Below are 14,801 nucleotides of genomic sequence, written 5' to 3'. Positions count from 1 at the left end.
CTGGACGTGGGGCCGGTCCGGGCGGGCCTGTCTGTCCCGGCGGATGTGGCTGGTGCGGCGGTGGCGGCCTTGGCGCCGTTTGCCGGGGGCCGGGAGCCGCTGCGGCGTCGGGACGGCAGCGGATTCCTCATCGTGGATCTGACGCCGGGGGGCATCGAGGTCCTGCGCGGGTTGCCACCGATGGCGGCCGAGCTGCGGACGGCCGATTTCCCGCTGCCCGGCGACTCGACGGCATCGGTCGGCGGCGCGGCGTCACCTGGCGCTGATCATCCCTCGCCGGGGGACGGCCTTGCGCCGGCTGGCGGTCGTCTTGCCTCGCCGGGGGATGGCCTTGCGTCGCCAAGTACTGCTACGGAGGTTCGTAGCTTCCGAGCGTGCTGAGTCGTTTGTGGTAGTGGGAGTTGTGGGCTCGTTGGAGGCAGCGACGGCGGAAGTCGGACCAGGCCAGGACGTGTCTCGCGGTGTGCTGGACGGTCAGGACGAGGGCGGCGAACAGGCGCCTGATCTCGTTGACGGTCAGCGGGGTCAGGCCGTCCTCGTCACCGTCGCCGGGTGTTTGCCAGAAGCGTTCTCGGTGGTGCGGGTGACGATGAGGAACGCGGCGGCGGCCATGGCCAGGGTGATGTGGGCATACCAGGCGTAGACGCGAGGGCCGTGAGCACCGTCGCCGCAGGAGATCCGCCGCCACGCCCCGGCCCGGATCTTGCTGATCAGGGTGTCGACGCGGGTGGTGCTATGCAGTCCGGAGGGCACCTCGTGGTCTTTGCGGGTAGCCATCACATAGTGGATGTCCTGTTCTTCGCACCAGTCGCGCAGACCGCGATTCTGGCCGTACGCCTCGTCGGCGGTGAACCAGGCGAACGGCACCCCGGCATCGACGGCGCGTTCCAGCATGACCCGTGCTTGCTGCGGTTTCGTGGCGAACGCGACGTCGTCGCCGATGTTCGCTCTGCGGCACCGGTCCCGGTCGCCGGTCCACGATGCCGGCAGGTACAACTCCCGGTCGATCAACGCCCGTCCCGTGCGGGTGTGGTAGCCCAGGAACACCCCGATCTGGCAGTTGTCGACCTTGCCGGTGGTTCCGGTGTACTGCCGCTGGACACCGGCGGAGCGTTTGCCCTTCTTGATGAACCCGGTCTCGTCAGCGACCAGCACCGCACCCGGATCCCCGATCTCTGCGGTGATGCGGGCCCGGACGGCGTCACGGACCGCGTCCCGGTCGAAACACGGGCTGCACAGCAGCGCCTGCATCGAGTCCGGGGTGGCATCGCCGGCATGCCCGGCGAGGGTCCAGCCGTTACGCCGTTCGATCGGGGCCATCAACGCCCGCAGGTACTTCCGTGCCTGCCAGCGGGTCTCCACCCGGCCGAAATGATGCGAGAAATCCAGGAAGAACTCCTGGAACGCCTCGTCCCAACCCTCAACCTGCTCAAGCGTCACCACGTCCAGAAAACGAACCAGAACTACTCGAAGTAGTGATCCGCCGTAGCAGCACTAGCACCGTCCGGTAACGAATCAGATGACGCGAGCCAATTTCTACGCGACCAGCAGGCTGCGCGGATGGTCTCGTCGCTGGTCATCACCTCGATGGTGGCGGATCGTTTAGGGGGTCCATGCCGATGACCACACGCAGCGATGGGTTCACGTGCCCTTCCGTTTGCTGACCCGCCAGTTCGTCGAGCGGGGAGGGTATCGCTCCTTCGAGTTGTGCAAACCTCATCGAGGCGGCTCGCGCCGGCGTGGCGTTTGAGGTCAGAGACCTCGCCCAGGAAACCGCCCGCGTCGCCGAGGACATTTCCCGCCGGGTTGAGGCGATCCAAGCCGGCACCGGCGGCGCGTCCCCGGCCGGGCCTGGTTCCGGCGATCAGGGACGCCGGTCGTGCCGGAGGATGGCTGTGGTCCCAGCTGTGACCAGATCGGTCGGCGCAGACCTCACTATCTACTCCGTTTGTGCTGTTCAGGCGGTTACCGGATGAGTGTTGCGATGTGTCCGTGGTGGTCAGGCGTATCGGATCGCGGCGGTACGTTGGAGGTGATGGCGAGGATCGACGGCAGCCGGGCATGACGCGGTCACCGAGGTCAGGCCATCCTGAGAGGCCGTGATGACGCAAGCCATGTCCGCAGGAGTCAACGACGCCGACGCTGTGGTTTCTCCGGCGCAGACCTTGCTCGTGGTATCGGCACAGGCCTACATCGCCACCAGCGTTGACGGCGGGGTGCGGGGATGGGATTCAGCTGCTGAGAACGTTTTCGGGTACACCGCCGCGCAGGTCTCCGAAGGCGACCTCACCGACCTGATCATCCCGGTCCGGTTTCGCGACGCATACCGCGCTGATCTCGCCCACCTGTCCCGCCTTGCCGCCGGTGATCCCAGTCGAGTCCTCGGACAGCAGCTTCAGCTGGCGGCACTGCACCGCGACGGCCACGAGTTCCCGATTGAGATGACCCTGACCGTCACCGAGGAGCCGGGCGGGCGAGTGTTCCACGCCTTCGCTCACGACATCACCAACGCGCGGCGGGCCGCCCAGTTCGCCGATGTCCAAGCCGCCATCGCCCTCGGGCTTGCCCAGGCGCACTCCAGCACCGTCGCCGGGCATCGGGTGGTCGAGGCCCTTGGTATGAAGATGGGCTGGTCGGTCGTTGAGTTGTGGCTGGTCGACGATCACCGGCAAGTGCTCACCTGCGCGGCCCGCCACGTCGAAGCAGGCCAGCAGCTGGGTGACTTCGCCCTGAACGTCCTTGAACTCGGCGTGGCGCTGCCCGGCCAGATCTGCGCCGACGGCACCGGCCGGTGGATCAGGGACCTGAGCACCGACAGGGCGTCGTTGCGAAGCAGCGCCGCCGCGCGTGTCGGGCTGCGCGTCGCCGTCGGTGTGCCGGTGTCCACCGGCCGGCAGACGCTCGGCGCGCTATGCGTCTACGGCAACCGGGTGGAAGACCCCGAAAACACCCTGCTCGGGCTACTGGGCGGGCTCGCCGCTCATGTCGGGCAGTACCTCGAACGGCGCCGGGCCGAAGAACTCGCTCTGGAACTGGCCCGCACCAAGAACGAGTTCGTTGCCATGGTCACCCACGAACTCCGCAACCCCCTCGCCGTGATCAGCGGCGCCGTCACGGTATTCGATGACGAACTCGAGGAACTGACCACCGAGCAGCAACGCGAATACCTACGCATCATCGCGCGCAGCGCGCAGCGCCTGTCGGTGATGGCCGAGGACCTGCTCGACCTGGCCCGCCTCGAATCCGGACACCTCGCCGTGGAACTCATCGACACGGAACTGTGCGCCATCATCGGCGAGTCCGTGCAGGCGAACACGGCACCAGCCGCCGGAAAACAGCTCACCGTCACCGTTCGGTTGCCCGAACGGCTCGACCTGCTTGCCGACCCTAACCGGCTACGTCAGGTCGCCGACAACCTGCTCACCAATGCCATCAAGTACACCCCCGCCGGCGGGGAGATCACTATCACGGCTGGCCGCGTTGACACCGGCCAGATAATCACCTGGACGGTCGCCGACACCGGGATCGGCATTCCCCCCGCGGAACAACCCCGGCTGTTCCGCCGCTTCTACCGGGCGTCCACCGCCTTGGACAATCGCATCCCCGGGACCGGTTTGGGTCTGGTCATCACCCGCGCGATCGTCGAACGCCACCACGGCACGATCACCCTGGGCGAGCACACCGGGCCCGGTACCACCTTCGTGGTACGGCTGCCTGCCACGGCAATCCCCGCCGACTCTGACTCCTCGCCCAGAGTCCCTGGAACGTAAGCCGCGCGTGCCCGGCTGGCTGGCTGGCTGCCGAGCTTTGCTTGTGAAGCGCAACTCGGTGCGCGGATCTGCCGCGTAGAGCTCGGTGGCGGCTCGACGTGTTCGTGGCCGGCAGCGCGGGCCGGCGTTCGTGCGGACCTTTCGCGGGCTGTCTGGGCGGGCGCCGGGGAGCTGCGGGCGCAAGGTTCCCCGCTAGGTCGGCAACCGTGAAGTCCCCCGCTTGGATCTCAGCCAGGCGCCTCTGACACCTTTCGCAGGCGAGGCTTATGAACCATCACCAGGCGCGGAGAATGTGCTGCTGGATGGCGTCGTTTCCGGCCGATTCGATCTGTTGCATCAGGTTCGTGAAGACGGAGCCGGGACCGTGGCTACGGTTCGTGGTCCCTCCGTTGAGAGGCTGTGGTAGGTGGTCACATCAGGGATGTCAGATTCGAAAACCTTGCGACCGGCGAGCTGCATCTGCACCTGTTCACGCTGGCTCGCCCGTGTATCGATGACTACATCACGAAACTTCTGCTCGTTGAGTTGCTGCAACAGGCATCCGAGGGCTACCTGCCGGGCGGCCTCACGGTCCGATTCCGATGGGCCGGGAAGGGGTGCCTGCACGGTGAGGAACGCCCACCCGGCATGAGCATGGACGGCGTCGAGCATGTCCTCGATCGGCGTGATGTGACCCAACTTGTAAAGGGCAGTGGAGTGGTACGGCCGATGATCGGCTGCGGCGTGGCGGGCAGCGCCTATGACGGTGGGCAGGTCGTCGCTGTCGACGACGACGCCGGCGAACAGATACACGCCCGGATGACCGCCCCCGGAGATGAAAGATTCATCGACGAAAGCAAAAGGATAGCCACTCATCAATACCTGCCCGGGTGCGACGCTGCGGGGTCTTGCGGAATGCAGATGAACGGGCGCGCGAGGGCCGGGCCACGGTCAATAGGCGTCGGTTCAGTCACGGTCGATGTCCATCTCGTGATCGGGTTGGCGGCCCGCGTCGTTCGTGGCGTCGGTGATGCGCTCGTACGCGGCGTCGGCGTCAGCTCCCAGGTGCACGCGAACCGGTCGGCTATGCGGGTTCGGCTGGGTGGTGTCGACCGCGCGGACACGTGCAGTCGTTGCCCGGACTTGTTCGCCGAGTTCTTTCGTGCCGGCGGCGAGGCGGTGCGCCCGGCGCGCGGTTTCTGCGGCTGCGGCGAGGCCGGCGTAGCGGGTCGGCAGGTTTTGCTGGTACCAGCGGTTCCAGTCGTGGTGAGCATCCTCGAGGACGGTCGCGTCTTCACGGGCGGAAGCGACCCGCGTTTCGGCGCCGCCCAGCTGGCTCTGTAGCTCTTCGACACTGGCGGAGGCGCGTAGCGCGGCGACGCGGGCGGTGTGGTGTTCGGTGGCGGCGCGGGCGCGCAGGGGGCCGGCATGCCACCACCGCGGTGTGCTCGCCTGGGCGGTCGCGGTGGCTTGGGTGGCCTGGTGCTGGGCGGCGGCCAGGGTGAGGCGGGTGTCGCGTAGATGCTGTTCGGCGGCGACCAGTCGGGTGTGCGCTACCCGCAGTTTGCCGCTGACGTATAGCGGTGCGGCTTGGTCGGCGGCGCGTTGCGCGTCAATCAGCGTACGGAGTTCGCTGTCGGGTGCGGCGGTGATCTGTCCGGCGAGGGTCGCGACGCCGAGCACGATCTGCGCGCGATGCCGGCTGGCCCAGCGTGCCGGGTCGCGGGTGGAGGGCTGCGGACCGATGGGTTCGTCGCCGTGGATCGCATACCGGTCGCGGTGGGCGGCGATGACGGCGGCGCCGGCGAGCCACTGCCTACGGCCGGGAGCGTCCTCGGGCAGCGCGCCGAGCGCGTCCGTCCAGACCCAGGGCTGGGATCCCAGCCTCCTAGGATGCCAGGGAGGCGGTGCGTCCCGGCACGGAGCGCACTCTCGGCACGGGCGTGCTGCCGGAACGGGGCGCCTGCGGTCACCACCAGAGCCATTGGGCGCCGTGGCGATGCTGCCGGACGGTGGGCACGGTGTCGACGATTCCGGTGCCGCGGTACTCCTTCGCGGCGTTGCGGCACGCCACCCGGGCCGCCTGACGTTCGCGGTCGGTCCAGACGTGCTTGACGAACCAGCCGGGCGGGCCGCCGCCGAGGAGCCGGCGCAGGCCGGTGCGGTGCTGACCCGGACCGTCCTTGTCGGTGCGAGACATGGTCGAAACCCCTTTCGGGGCCGCGGGCGCGGCCACCTAATAGGGGTGGAACGCGGCGCTCATCCGTTCGCGCGGATCAATGACCATGACTGCAGGATAGGCCGGGGCTTCAAAACCAGGCCAACGGGCCAGGCCGGGCAGCTTCCGGTTCCCGGCTGCTCTCAGGGGTGTCTCGAGGACAGGGAGACACCCCTGAGCACCAGCCGGGGGCGCGGAGCATGCGGGCGGTCCGGGCGGTGGCGTGGTGACCGGGTGGCGGTGAGTGCCGCTGCGGGGGAGGGCGGTGGGAGTCCGCATTGCCAGATCGCGTGCGTTCACCGCCCGCCCGCGGGCGACAAGCGCACGCATAACTCGACCGCGGACCGCTATCGCCCCTGAACCCGACCCAACGCGGACTCCTGCCGCCCCTTCGCTGGTGAGCGTGGACTTCTGCCGCCCACCGGCGGCGAGCGCGGACCCTGGCCGCCCCTTCGGCGGCGAGCGCGGACTTCTGCCGCCCCTTCGGTGGTGAGCGTGGACTTCTGCCGCCTCACTGGCATTGAGCGGCCGCGCTCGCTTGGGAGCCGAGCGGGTCCGGCAGGTGCTGGCCGCGGCGCAGGGCGGGTTTCGGCGCGGTCGGCCGTGCGCCGGGGGTCTTGTTGGCTTCTTCTACCGTCGCGGCATGAGAACTGTGCCGCGTGCGCTGGCCTGGGCGAGCGCTCAAGCCGTTTATGTCGGTGCCTGGGTGGCTGCCGGAGAGCTGTCCACCGGCAAGCGGAGGCTGGCTCGGGTCGGGATCGTGGCCGCCGCCTACGCACTTGTCCCGACCGGCCCCGACACGCCCGAGCCGCGTCCGGCCCGCACCCCGGCGCACCCCCGGGCCGGGCTCGCCGGGGCGGCGAAGCCGGTCGCCGTCGCCGCTACCGGGGTGCTGCTGATGGTCGGGCGGCATCGGCTGCGGAATCGCTGGCTGGCCGGCCTGGCCCGGTCCGGGCACTCGCGTCCGCATGTGGCTCTGGCCGTACGGATGGGTGCTCTTGCTTTGGTGATCTCCCTGATCGATCAAGCGGTCAGGAGCACCGACGGCCCCTCCTGAGCCGTTCGTCACGGATCGCACCGGACGGGCGGGACGCGCCCGATCGCCGATCACGCGCTGGGTGCGACCCGGCCGGGGCGGTCCTCGCTCAATGCCGCCGGGACTGAGCCGATGGGAAGGGTGAGAATTCCGCGGAGGTGATGGTCCGGATGGTTCCGGAACAGGTCGGCGACTGGGTGCTTGACGAACTACCCCGGCTCAACGACGCGATCCTGCACGATCAAGCTTCACCCGACCAGCTGGTCACCGAGGTGAGCGAGCAGGTCCTCCGCCATCTGCCGTGCACCACCCGGCTGACGGCGGTGCAGGCGCAGCGCCTCGTGGTGCACCTCGGGTTCATCGGCGCCTCGGTCGCCCGCCATTACCAGGAACGCACCCCCGGAGGGCGGGAACATCCCGAAGGCGCGTTCACGTCGCTGCTCGTCGGCGGGCGAATACCGTTCCGGACCTACTTCGCCGCGCTGGCCGAGCACACCGGCACCGGCCATTACGTCCGGGACAGCTACGCGTCGCTGGTGCGCTGGAACGTCGGCACCATCCGGGTGAGGTTGCGCGGCGAGGTGGTGGCCGAACTGCCCGGCCTCTTCGACGACGGGCGGATCCGCAGCTATACCGGCACGCCGGGGGAGGAGCGCTTCTTCCTGCTGGTCAAACAGGGTGAGGCGATCGAGATGGCGGTCAACTGCTTCCTGCAGCCGCTCACCGGCGAACACGCCGACCTGACCGGCGCGGACGCCCGCCACCGGGTGCAGGAGGCCACCGTGCTGCTGGATGCCTTGCGCCGTCTGTTCGTCGACTTCGGGGCGCTGCCGACCGAGCAGAGCATGGACGCCGAGATGTTCATGGACGTGTTCCGGCAGTTCGCCGCGCACTGGACCGTGGACGACATCCCGCCCAGCGGCGCCCTGGACCCGGAGGCGCTCAAACGCGACTTCCTGCTCGGCGTCGCCGAACCCGGTTACGACCGCCTGGCCCGGCGGCTGTTCCCGGCGCTGCTCACCCGGGAACGCGACGAGATCGCCGAGCTGATGAACCTGCCCACGCTCCCGTGCCGGCTGCTGGCCGCGTTGGGCTTCGACGAGTGCGACATGAGGCTGTGCGACGAGGGTGACCTGCGCCGGCTGATCGCCCGGCACCCGGCGGTGATCGACTGGTACCGGCTGCTCGCGATGCACGCGCGGGTCTCCGGAGCGCACCTGATGCTCAGTAAGAAGTTCCTGTTCAAGCCGCAGCGCCGGCGCGACGAGGCCGGGCTCGGCGACGGGCGCCTGGTGTCGAACCGGGCCGGCACCACCGGGATGACCGAGACGTTCCTGGAACGGCTCACCCGGGCCCGGCAGCGGCATACCCTGACCGCGCTGCGTCCGGTGCTGATGCCGGAAAACCCGGAAGGCCCGCCCGATCCAGGGGTACGTTCCGGGCGGGGAGCGGCCGCGCCGGTCGTGCTGGAACCGGCCGGATGAGCGGAACGGACGACGGGGGCGAGGTGGACGGACCGACCGGGGCGCCGGGCACCGGGGGGACGCGTCAGCCGATGCTCAGGCTGGGCCGCGACCAGCTGATGGCGCTGATCGACCACACCTCCGCGGTGATCTACATGCGCGACGCGAACGGGCGGTACCTGCTGGTCAACCGGGAGTACGAGCGCCTGTTCGGCCTGCGGCGCGAGGACATCGTGGGGCTCACCGACCACGACCTGTTCCCCGCCGAGGTCGCCGACGCGTTCCGGGACAACGACCGGCAGGCGCTGGCCGGGGGACTGCCGGTGCAGATGGAGGAACAGGCGCCCGGCGAGGACGGGGTGCGCACCTACCTGACCGTGAAGTTCCCGCTGATCGACGCGGCGGGCACGGCGTACGCGGTGGCCGGCATCTCCACCGACATCACCGAGCGCAGCCGGGCCGAGGCCGCGCTGCGGGACAGCGAGGAACGGTTCCGGCTGCTCGCCGAGCACGCCCAGGACATCATCTTCCGCTACCGGACGGGGCCGGCGCCGGCGATGGAGTACCTGAGCCGGGCGGTCGAGTCGATCACCGGTTTCGCGGCGGAGGAGTTCTACGCCGATCCCGGGTTGATGGCGAGCCGGGTCGAGCCCGAGGACCGGCCGGTCTTCGAGCAGTCGTGGCAGGCGCCGCGCTCGGCGACCACCACGTTCCGGCTGCGCCGCCGCGACGGTGGGGTGTCCTGGATCGAGCAGCGGGCCAGTGTGGCCACCGACGGCGCCGGCGCGCCGGTCGCGGTCGAGGGCATCCTGCGCGACGTCACCGAGCGGGCCGTCGCGGAGCAGGAACGCGCCCAGCTCGAGCAGCAGCTGCGCCAGTCGGAGCGGCTGGACTCGCTCGGGCAGCTCGCCGGGGGCATCGCCCACGACTTCAACAACATCCTCGCGGTGATCTCCGGATACGCCGACATGCTGGTCGACGAGCTCGGCGACGAGCATCCCAGCCTGCCCGACGCGGCCGGTATCAAGCACGCGGCGGCCCGCGGTTCAGGGCTGACCCGTCAGCTGCTGCTGTTCAGCCGGGCCGAGCCGTCGCAGGTGGAGCTGCTCGACCTCAACGCGGTCGCCTCGGACATGCTGCGGCTGCTGGAACGGACCCTCGGTGAGGACATCGAGCTCGGCACGGCGCTGGTCGCGGATCTGCCGCCGGTGGTGATGGACCGCAGCAAGCTGGAGCAGGTCGTGATGAACGCGGTGCTCAACGCGCGGGCCGCGATGCCGTCCGGCGGGCGCCTGACGATCAGCACCGGTCTCGAGCACGGCGGTGACGGCGATCAGGTCAGCCTCGCGGTGACCGACACCGGCTGCGGGATGACGCCGGAGGTCCTGGCCCGGGCGTTCGAGCCGTTCTTCACGACCAAGGGCCGCGGCAGTGGCACCGGGCTGGGGCTGGCCACCGCCTACGGTGTGGTCGCCGACGCGGGCGGCACGATCAGCCTGGAGTCGCAGCCGGGCAACGGCACGACGCTGCGGGTCCGGCTGCCGGCCGGCGTCGAGGGTGTGGCCGGGCCGGGTGCGGCCGTGCCGGTGGCCTCCGGGCTCGGCGGTGACGGGCGGCGGGTCCTGGTGGTCGAGGACGAGGAGGCGGTCCGCGAGATCGTCTGCCGGTTGCTGGTGAAGGCCGGTTACCGGGTGTTCGCGGCGCCGCATCCGGCCGAGGCGCTGCGGATGTGCCGCGACGACGGGCTGGCGTTCGACCTGCTGCTCACCGACGTGATCATGCCGGGGATGTCGGGCACCCAGCTGGCCGCGGAACTGCGGCGGGACCGTCCCGACCTGCCGGTGCTGTTCATGTCCGGCTACACCAGCGGCCCGGCGCCCGGCGGGCAGGAGTTGCCGGCCGACGCCCCGCTGCTCCGCAAGCCGTTCGAGAAGCAGGGCCTGCTCAACGAGGTGTACCGGCTGGTCACCGACGCCCCGGCGGCTCAGCCTCCGACGTAGGCCAGGGCGAACCCCGCGGTCGGCACACCGAACAACAGCGAAACCACCGCCAGCTTCGGGATTCTCCAGTGGCGGGTCAGAGCGGCGTAGGCCGCGAACAGCACCGGAATCTTGACATCTCCCCCAGCTGACGCAGGGGGATTCCACCCTCGCGGGTTGAGCTTTCTGCTTCACCGATCGCTGCCGACCCGGATTACCGGCGAGGGACGGTGGACCGCCCATCGGTCTTCTGCAGTCTCCACAGACGTAACTTCCCGCCAGCCCGGCGGTAGGCCCGACCGGCTTGGTTATCGCTGGCCGGGCCCGAAAAAATTAGCACACCTGTTCACTCGCGCACCACGGGTGTCCGACGCCGGATTCGCCCTGGCGGCGAACCGGCTGCCCCTGACTTGCTCCGCGGGGAGTCCGTTTCCTCTCCGGCCTGAAGGCCGGAGTATCCGCGGAGGTATCCGACGACCAGTTGCTGTACCACTGTCGACCGTGGGACTAGGACACCGAGGGCCGTGCAGGCCAGCGAGAACGTCAAGGCCGCGTCCCACAGGAAAAGCCCGAGACGGTACGCGAACGGAGCCTCGAATCGCCCGGTGACACCAGCCCGACGACGAGGGCGTTGACCGCGACGACTGTGGCCGGGCTGAGAGGGGTCAGATCCGGTGGCTCTCCAGGGCGAGCAGTGCGCCGTCAAGCGCGGCCTCGAGGGGCTCGATCGCGTTCTTGGCCTGCATCACCAGCAGGCCGCCCTGCAGCGCGGTGAAGACCATCATGGCGAGACGGTGCGGGTCCGCCGCCGGGTTTATCCGGCGCTGCGCGCGCATTTTCTGTACGCCGGCAGCCAGGTGATCGAACCACCGGTCCGCGTGCGCGGCGACGGTGGCGGCGAGCGCGGGGTCGGCCGGGGTCAGCTCGGTGATCAGGGCGCTGATCGAGCAGTGCAGGTGGGTCAGGGTGCGGTAGTGGGCGATCACCGCGTCGCGCCAGCCGTGCCAGGACTCCCAGCTGTCCAGCTGGTCGAGCCACGGGCGCTGGGCCTCGAGCACCCGGCCGCTCTGGAACTCGGCGATCGCGGCGACCAGGTCGCGCTTGCCGTCCGGGAAGTAGTGGAACAGCTGACCCTTGCTGGTCGCGGTACCCGCCCGGATCTCGTCGAGGGTCATGCCGCCGACGCCGCGTTCCAGGATCAGGTCGGTGGCCGTCCGTACGATGCGGGCTTTTGTCGCGGCCCCTTTGGCGGTCAGCCCGGACATGATCAGCAACCTTTCGCGGGGGTGGAGCGCGGCCGCAGGCCGGCGATGCCGATGTCGAGCGCGGCCTCGAGGTGCGCGGTGCTGCCGGTGGCCATCAGTACCGCGACGCCGCCCTGGATGCCGGCGACCAGGGCGGCGGCCGCGCGATCCGCGTCCAGTTCCGCGTCGATCTCGCCGGTGGCCTGCAGGTGCCGGATGCCGGCGGTGAGGTGGGCCTGGCGGGTGGCCAGCAGCCGGGCGATCACGGCCTGCGCGCCGAGTGCGGTGCGGGCGGGTTGCGCGGCCAGGTCGCTGAGCGTGCAGCGCTCGCCGGCGCCGCGGTAGTGCGCGACGACCCGGTCGCGCCAGTCGTGCCAGGCCGCCCAGGTGGTGAGGTCTTCCGCGGAGGGTTGCTGGTCGGATTCGTGCTGGGCGACCGCGAGCAGCAACTCGTCCTTGCCGCCGGGGAAGTAGTGGAACAGCTGGCCCTTGCTGGTGCGGGTGCGGGCCAGCACGTCCTGGAGGGTCAGCGCGGTGACGCCCCGGTCGCGGACCTCGTCGGCTGCTCCGGCCACGATCCGCTGCCGGGTCTCGGCGCCCTTGCGGGTCAGCTGCACGGTCCCTCCGCTCTTCTGGACTGGCGGGTCCATTTTTTGCCGGTCAAAGTCTGGACTACGCAGTCTAGAAGGAGAGTTCATGAACCAGTACTACCTGCTCGGCCGGTCCGGACTCCGGGTCAGCCGGCTGGCGCTCGGCACGATGAACTTCGGCGTCGACGGCTTCCACGCCGCCTACGGCAAGACCGAGGAGGACGCCGAACCGATCTTCCGGCGGTACGTGGAGTCCGGCGGCAACTTCATCGACACCGCGGACTTCTACACCGCGGGGCAGAGCGAGCGGATCCTCGGCCGGCTGATCGACAAGGCCGGTAACCGGGACCGGCTCGTGCTGACCAGCAAGTTCACCAACACCGTCGACCCCGGTGACCCGAACGCCAGCGGCAACGGCCGCAAGCACATGATCCGCGCGCTGGACGACTCGCTGCGCCGGCTCGGCACCGACTACCTCGACCTCTACCTGCTGCACACCTGGGACCGGATCACGCCGGTCGAGGAGGTCGTGCGCACCTTTGACGACCTGGTCAAGGCTGGCAAGATCCGCTACGCCGGGCTGTCCGACGTGCCGGCCTGGTACGCGGCGCGGGCGCAGAGCTACGCCGAGGCGCACGGGCTCACTCCGATGGTGACCGTGCAACTGCCGTACTCGCTGGTGGCGCGCGGTGTCGAGCCGGAGTTCGTCCCGATGGCGCAGAGCCTCGGGATCGGCCTGACGGCCTGGAGCCCGATCGGCGGTGGCCTGCTCACCGGCAAATACCGGCGCTCCGGCGCGGGTGTCTCCGGCGAGGGCCGGTTGAGCAACCCGGGCTCCGGCATGCCGATCGCCGAGGAACACTGGCGGGTCATCGAGGCGGTGCAGAGCGTCGCGGACGGCCTGGGCCGCCCGATGGTGCAGGTGGCGCTCAACTGGGCGGCGACCCAGCCGGGGATCACGTCGCTGGTGATCGGGGCGAGCAGCGCCGGGCAGCTGGACACGAACCTGGCCGCGCTGGACTTCGTGATCCCGGCCGACGCCCGCGCGCGGCTCGACGAGGCCAGCGCGCCGCAGGTCCCGGGGCTGTACTCGATGTTCACCCCGCAGTACCAGTCCTGGGTGGCCAGCCCCGGTCTGGCGGTGTCCGACCGGCCGGCGAGCTTCAGCGCTCCGGTGGTCAACCGGGCGGGTTGACCCGAGACACCTTCGGGTAACGCGCGTCGTCGCTGGTCAGTGCGGGTGGCCGAGGATTGTTGGACGAGTTCATGGCGTACCTGGGCGTGGGGGTTTAGGCTCGGACGCTGTCAGCTTCGCAAGGAAGGCGGGTGACGGTGACCGACGCCGCGTCAGCGACCCGGATCGTGCACCGTCCCGAGGACGGCCGGCGGATCGCCTACGAGGTCCTCGGCCCCGCCCACGGTTTCCCGGTCTTCCTGCTGCACGGGACGCCCGGCAGCCGCCTCGGCCCCCGCCCGCGCGGGATCGTCCTGCACCGCCTCGGCATCCAGCTGATCACGTACGACCGGCCCGGTTACGGCGAGTCCGAGCGGGTGCAGGGCCGCGACGTGGCGCACGCCGCGCAGGACGTCCGGGCCATCGCCGACGAGCTCGACCTGGACCGCTTCTCGGTGGTCGGCCGTTCCGGCGGCGGCCCGCACGCGCTGGCCTGCGCCGCCGACGGCAACCTGCGCGACCGCCTGATCCGGGTCGCGGTCCTGGTCAGCCTCGCCCCGGCCGGCGCACCCGGCTGGTACGAGGGGATGAACGGCGACAACCACAAGCAGTTCGGCAACGCGGTGACCGACCCGGCCGAGCTGGAGTCGGAGATCCGCCGCCGGGCCTCCGGCATCGACGTCGACCCGGACTTCCTGCTCGGTCTGCTCACCGACCAGATGACCACCGCCGACCACCGCGTGGTCAGCGACGCGGCCCTGCGCCGCCAGCTGCGGCTGTCCTACCGCGACGCGATCAAAAACGGACCGTACGGCTGGATCGACGACGTGCTGGCCCTGCGCCGCGACTGGAAGGTCGACCTGGGCGCCATCACCACCCCGGTCCGCGTCTGGCACGGCGGCGAGGACACGTTCGCCCCGGCCACCCACTCGCGCTACCTCGCCGACATGATCGGCAAGACCGCGGAGCTGGACGTGCGCCCGGGCGCGGCCCACTTCGACGCGATGCCGGAGCTGCCCCGCACCCTGCGCTGGCTGGCCGCCCGGCCCGCCCTCGCCACCCGCTGACCGCGGGGTTCGGGTCGGCCGCAGGGCGCGGTCGGTGCCTGCGGCCGTCTACCGCCCGCCGGCGGGCGACAGCCGCACGCGATCGGCTGTTCCCGGCAGAGGCCCGGCACGGACCGCTGGGGGTAGCTAACTGCTGGCGTGTTGAGCATCTTTGGCGTTCTTGAGGCAGCTATGATGCTCTCGTGAACTTGAAGGAGTGGGCGTCGTCGACCGGCATCGCGTACATCACCGCTCGACGGCAGTACGCGGCCGGGACGCTGCCTGTTCCTACCTACCGGATC

At 70.1% G+C, this 14,801-nt stretch carries 12 protein-coding genes; 6 read left to right on the top strand and 6 right to left on the bottom strand.

Annotated features, from left to right (window positions below; all coding sequences use genetic code 11):
- Positions 1 to 525 precede the first annotated feature (525 nt).
- Complete coding sequence (locus tag ADL15_RS47945; protein ID WP_198171330.1) at positions 526 to 1,440, bottom strand: IS701 family transposase; 915 nt, start codon at positions 1,438 to 1,440, stop codon at positions 526 to 528.
- 662 nt (positions 1,441 to 2,102) lie between these two features.
- On the opposite strand from ADL15_RS47945, the gene ADL15_RS47935 reads away from it, so the two are divergent.
- Complete coding sequence (locus ADL15_RS47935; protein ID WP_232345070.1) at positions 2,103 to 3,770, top strand: sensor histidine kinase; 1,668 nt, start codon at positions 2,103 to 2,105, stop codon at positions 3,768 to 3,770.
- A 336-nt stretch (positions 3,771 to 4,106) separates the two neighbouring features.
- Here the strand turns inward: ADL15_RS47935 and ADL15_RS47930 are convergent, their stop codons facing one another.
- From ADL15_RS47930 to ADL15_RS47920, 3 genes are all read right to left on the bottom strand, one after another.
- The gene (locus ADL15_RS47930) at positions 4,107 to 4,625 is read right to left on the bottom strand and encodes a hypothetical protein (RefSeq protein WP_157442070.1); all 519 of its coding nucleotides are present in this window, start codon (positions 4,623 to 4,625) and stop codon (positions 4,107 to 4,109) included.
- 90 nt (positions 4,626 to 4,715) lie between these two features.
- Positions 4,716 to 5,432, bottom strand: a complete 717-nt coding sequence (locus ADL15_RS47925) for a hypothetical protein (protein ID WP_067707207.1) — start codon at positions 5,430 to 5,432, stop codon at positions 4,716 to 4,718.
- A gap of 286 nt (positions 5,433 to 5,718) precedes the next feature.
- The gene (locus tag ADL15_RS47920) at positions 5,719 to 5,949 is read right to left on the bottom strand and encodes a hypothetical protein (protein ID WP_067707204.1); all 231 of its coding nucleotides are present in this window, start codon (positions 5,947 to 5,949) and stop codon (positions 5,719 to 5,721) included.
- 661 nt (positions 5,950 to 6,610) lie between these two features.
- Between ADL15_RS47920 and ADL15_RS47915 the strand changes: the two genes are divergently transcribed.
- The 3 genes from ADL15_RS47915 to ADL15_RS47905 all read left to right on the top strand — a co-directional run bounded on the left by ADL15_RS47915 (position 6,611) and on the right by ADL15_RS47905 (position 10,466).
- Entirely contained in the window at positions 6,611 to 7,024 is a 414-nt protein-coding gene (locus tag ADL15_RS47915; RefSeq protein ID WP_157442069.1) for a hypothetical protein, read from the top strand.
- 149 nt (positions 7,025 to 7,173) lie between these two features.
- Positions 7,174 to 8,487: a hypothetical protein gene (locus tag ADL15_RS47910; protein ID WP_067707253.1), complete on the top strand. Its 1,314-nt coding sequence runs from the start codon at positions 7,174 to 7,176 to the stop codon at positions 8,485 to 8,487.
- Entirely contained in the window at positions 8,484 to 10,466 is a 1,983-nt protein-coding gene (locus ADL15_RS47905; protein WP_067707200.1) for a hybrid sensor histidine kinase/response regulator, read from the top strand. Before ADL15_RS47910 ends, ADL15_RS47905 begins: the two co-directional genes overlap by 4 nt.
- Before the next feature lie 644 nt (positions 10,467 to 11,110).
- Here ADL15_RS47905 and ADL15_RS47900 read toward each other — a convergent pair.
- Both ADL15_RS47900 and ADL15_RS47895 read right to left on the bottom strand, forming a co-directional pair.
- Positions 11,111 to 11,710 carry a TetR/AcrR family transcriptional regulator gene (locus tag ADL15_RS47900; protein WP_067707197.1) on the bottom strand — a complete coding sequence of 200 codons (600 nt, stop codon included), beginning with the start codon at positions 11,708 to 11,710 and terminating at the stop codon, positions 11,111 to 11,113.
- Between the two features lie 2 nt (positions 11,711 to 11,712).
- Complete coding sequence (locus ADL15_RS47895) at positions 11,713 to 12,306, bottom strand: TetR/AcrR family transcriptional regulator (protein WP_067707196.1); 594 nt, start codon at positions 12,304 to 12,306, stop codon at positions 11,713 to 11,715.
- 79 nt (positions 12,307 to 12,385) lie between these two features.
- Between ADL15_RS47895 and ADL15_RS47890 the strand changes: the two genes are divergently transcribed.
- Positions 12,386 to 13,474 (top strand): aldo/keto reductase, encoded by a 1,089-nt coding sequence (locus ADL15_RS47890; RefSeq protein WP_067707193.1) that lies wholly within the window; start codon positions 12,386 to 12,388, stop codon positions 13,472 to 13,474.
- A gap of 131 nt (positions 13,475 to 13,605) precedes the next feature.
- Entirely contained in the window at positions 13,606 to 14,520 is a 915-nt protein-coding gene (locus ADL15_RS47885; RefSeq protein WP_232345057.1) for an alpha/beta fold hydrolase, read from the top strand.
- The last annotated feature ends 281 nt before the right edge of the window (positions 14,521 to 14,801 follow it).

Origin of the sequence: Actinoplanes awajinensis subsp. mycoplanecinus (assembly GCF_001509495.1) — a bacterium.
GTDB lineage: Bacteria > Actinomycetota > Actinomycetes > Mycobacteriales > Micromonosporaceae > Actinoplanes > Actinoplanes palleronii.
Note: the sequence above shows the minus strand (reverse complement) of the source record. Positions and strands in the feature narration are given on the sequence as shown.

What these genes read in the sequence shown, in the direction of transcription:
- ADL15_RS47905 (WP_067707200.1), top strand. Translation starts at nt 8,484, where the DNA reads ATGAGCGGAACGGACGACGGGGGCGAGGTGGACGGACCGACCGGGGCG.
- ADL15_RS47900 (WP_067707197.1), bottom strand. Translation starts at nt 11,710, where the DNA reads ATGTCCGGGCTGACCGCCAAAGGGGCCGCGACAAAAGCCCGCATCGTA.
- ADL15_RS47890 (WP_067707193.1), top strand. Translation starts at nt 12,386, where the DNA reads ATGAACCAGTACTACCTGCTCGGCCGGTCCGGACTCCGGGTCAGCCGG.
- ADL15_RS47920 (WP_067707204.1), bottom strand. Translation starts at nt 5,949, where the DNA reads ATGTCTCGCACCGACAAGGACGGTCCGGGTCAGCACCGCACCGGCCTG.
- ADL15_RS47915 (WP_157442069.1), top strand. Translation starts at nt 6,611, where the DNA reads ATGAGAACTGTGCCGCGTGCGCTGGCCTGGGCGAGCGCTCAAGCCGTT.
- ADL15_RS47935 (WP_232345070.1), top strand. Translation starts at nt 2,103, where the DNA reads ATGACGCAAGCCATGTCCGCAGGAGTCAACGACGCCGACGCTGTGGTT.
- ADL15_RS47910 (WP_067707253.1), top strand. Translation starts at nt 7,174, where the DNA reads ATGGTTCCGGAACAGGTCGGCGACTGGGTGCTTGACGAACTACCCCGG.
- ADL15_RS47930 (WP_157442070.1), bottom strand. Translation starts at nt 4,625, where the DNA reads ATGAGTGGCTATCCTTTTGCTTTCGTCGATGAATCTTTCATCTCCGGG.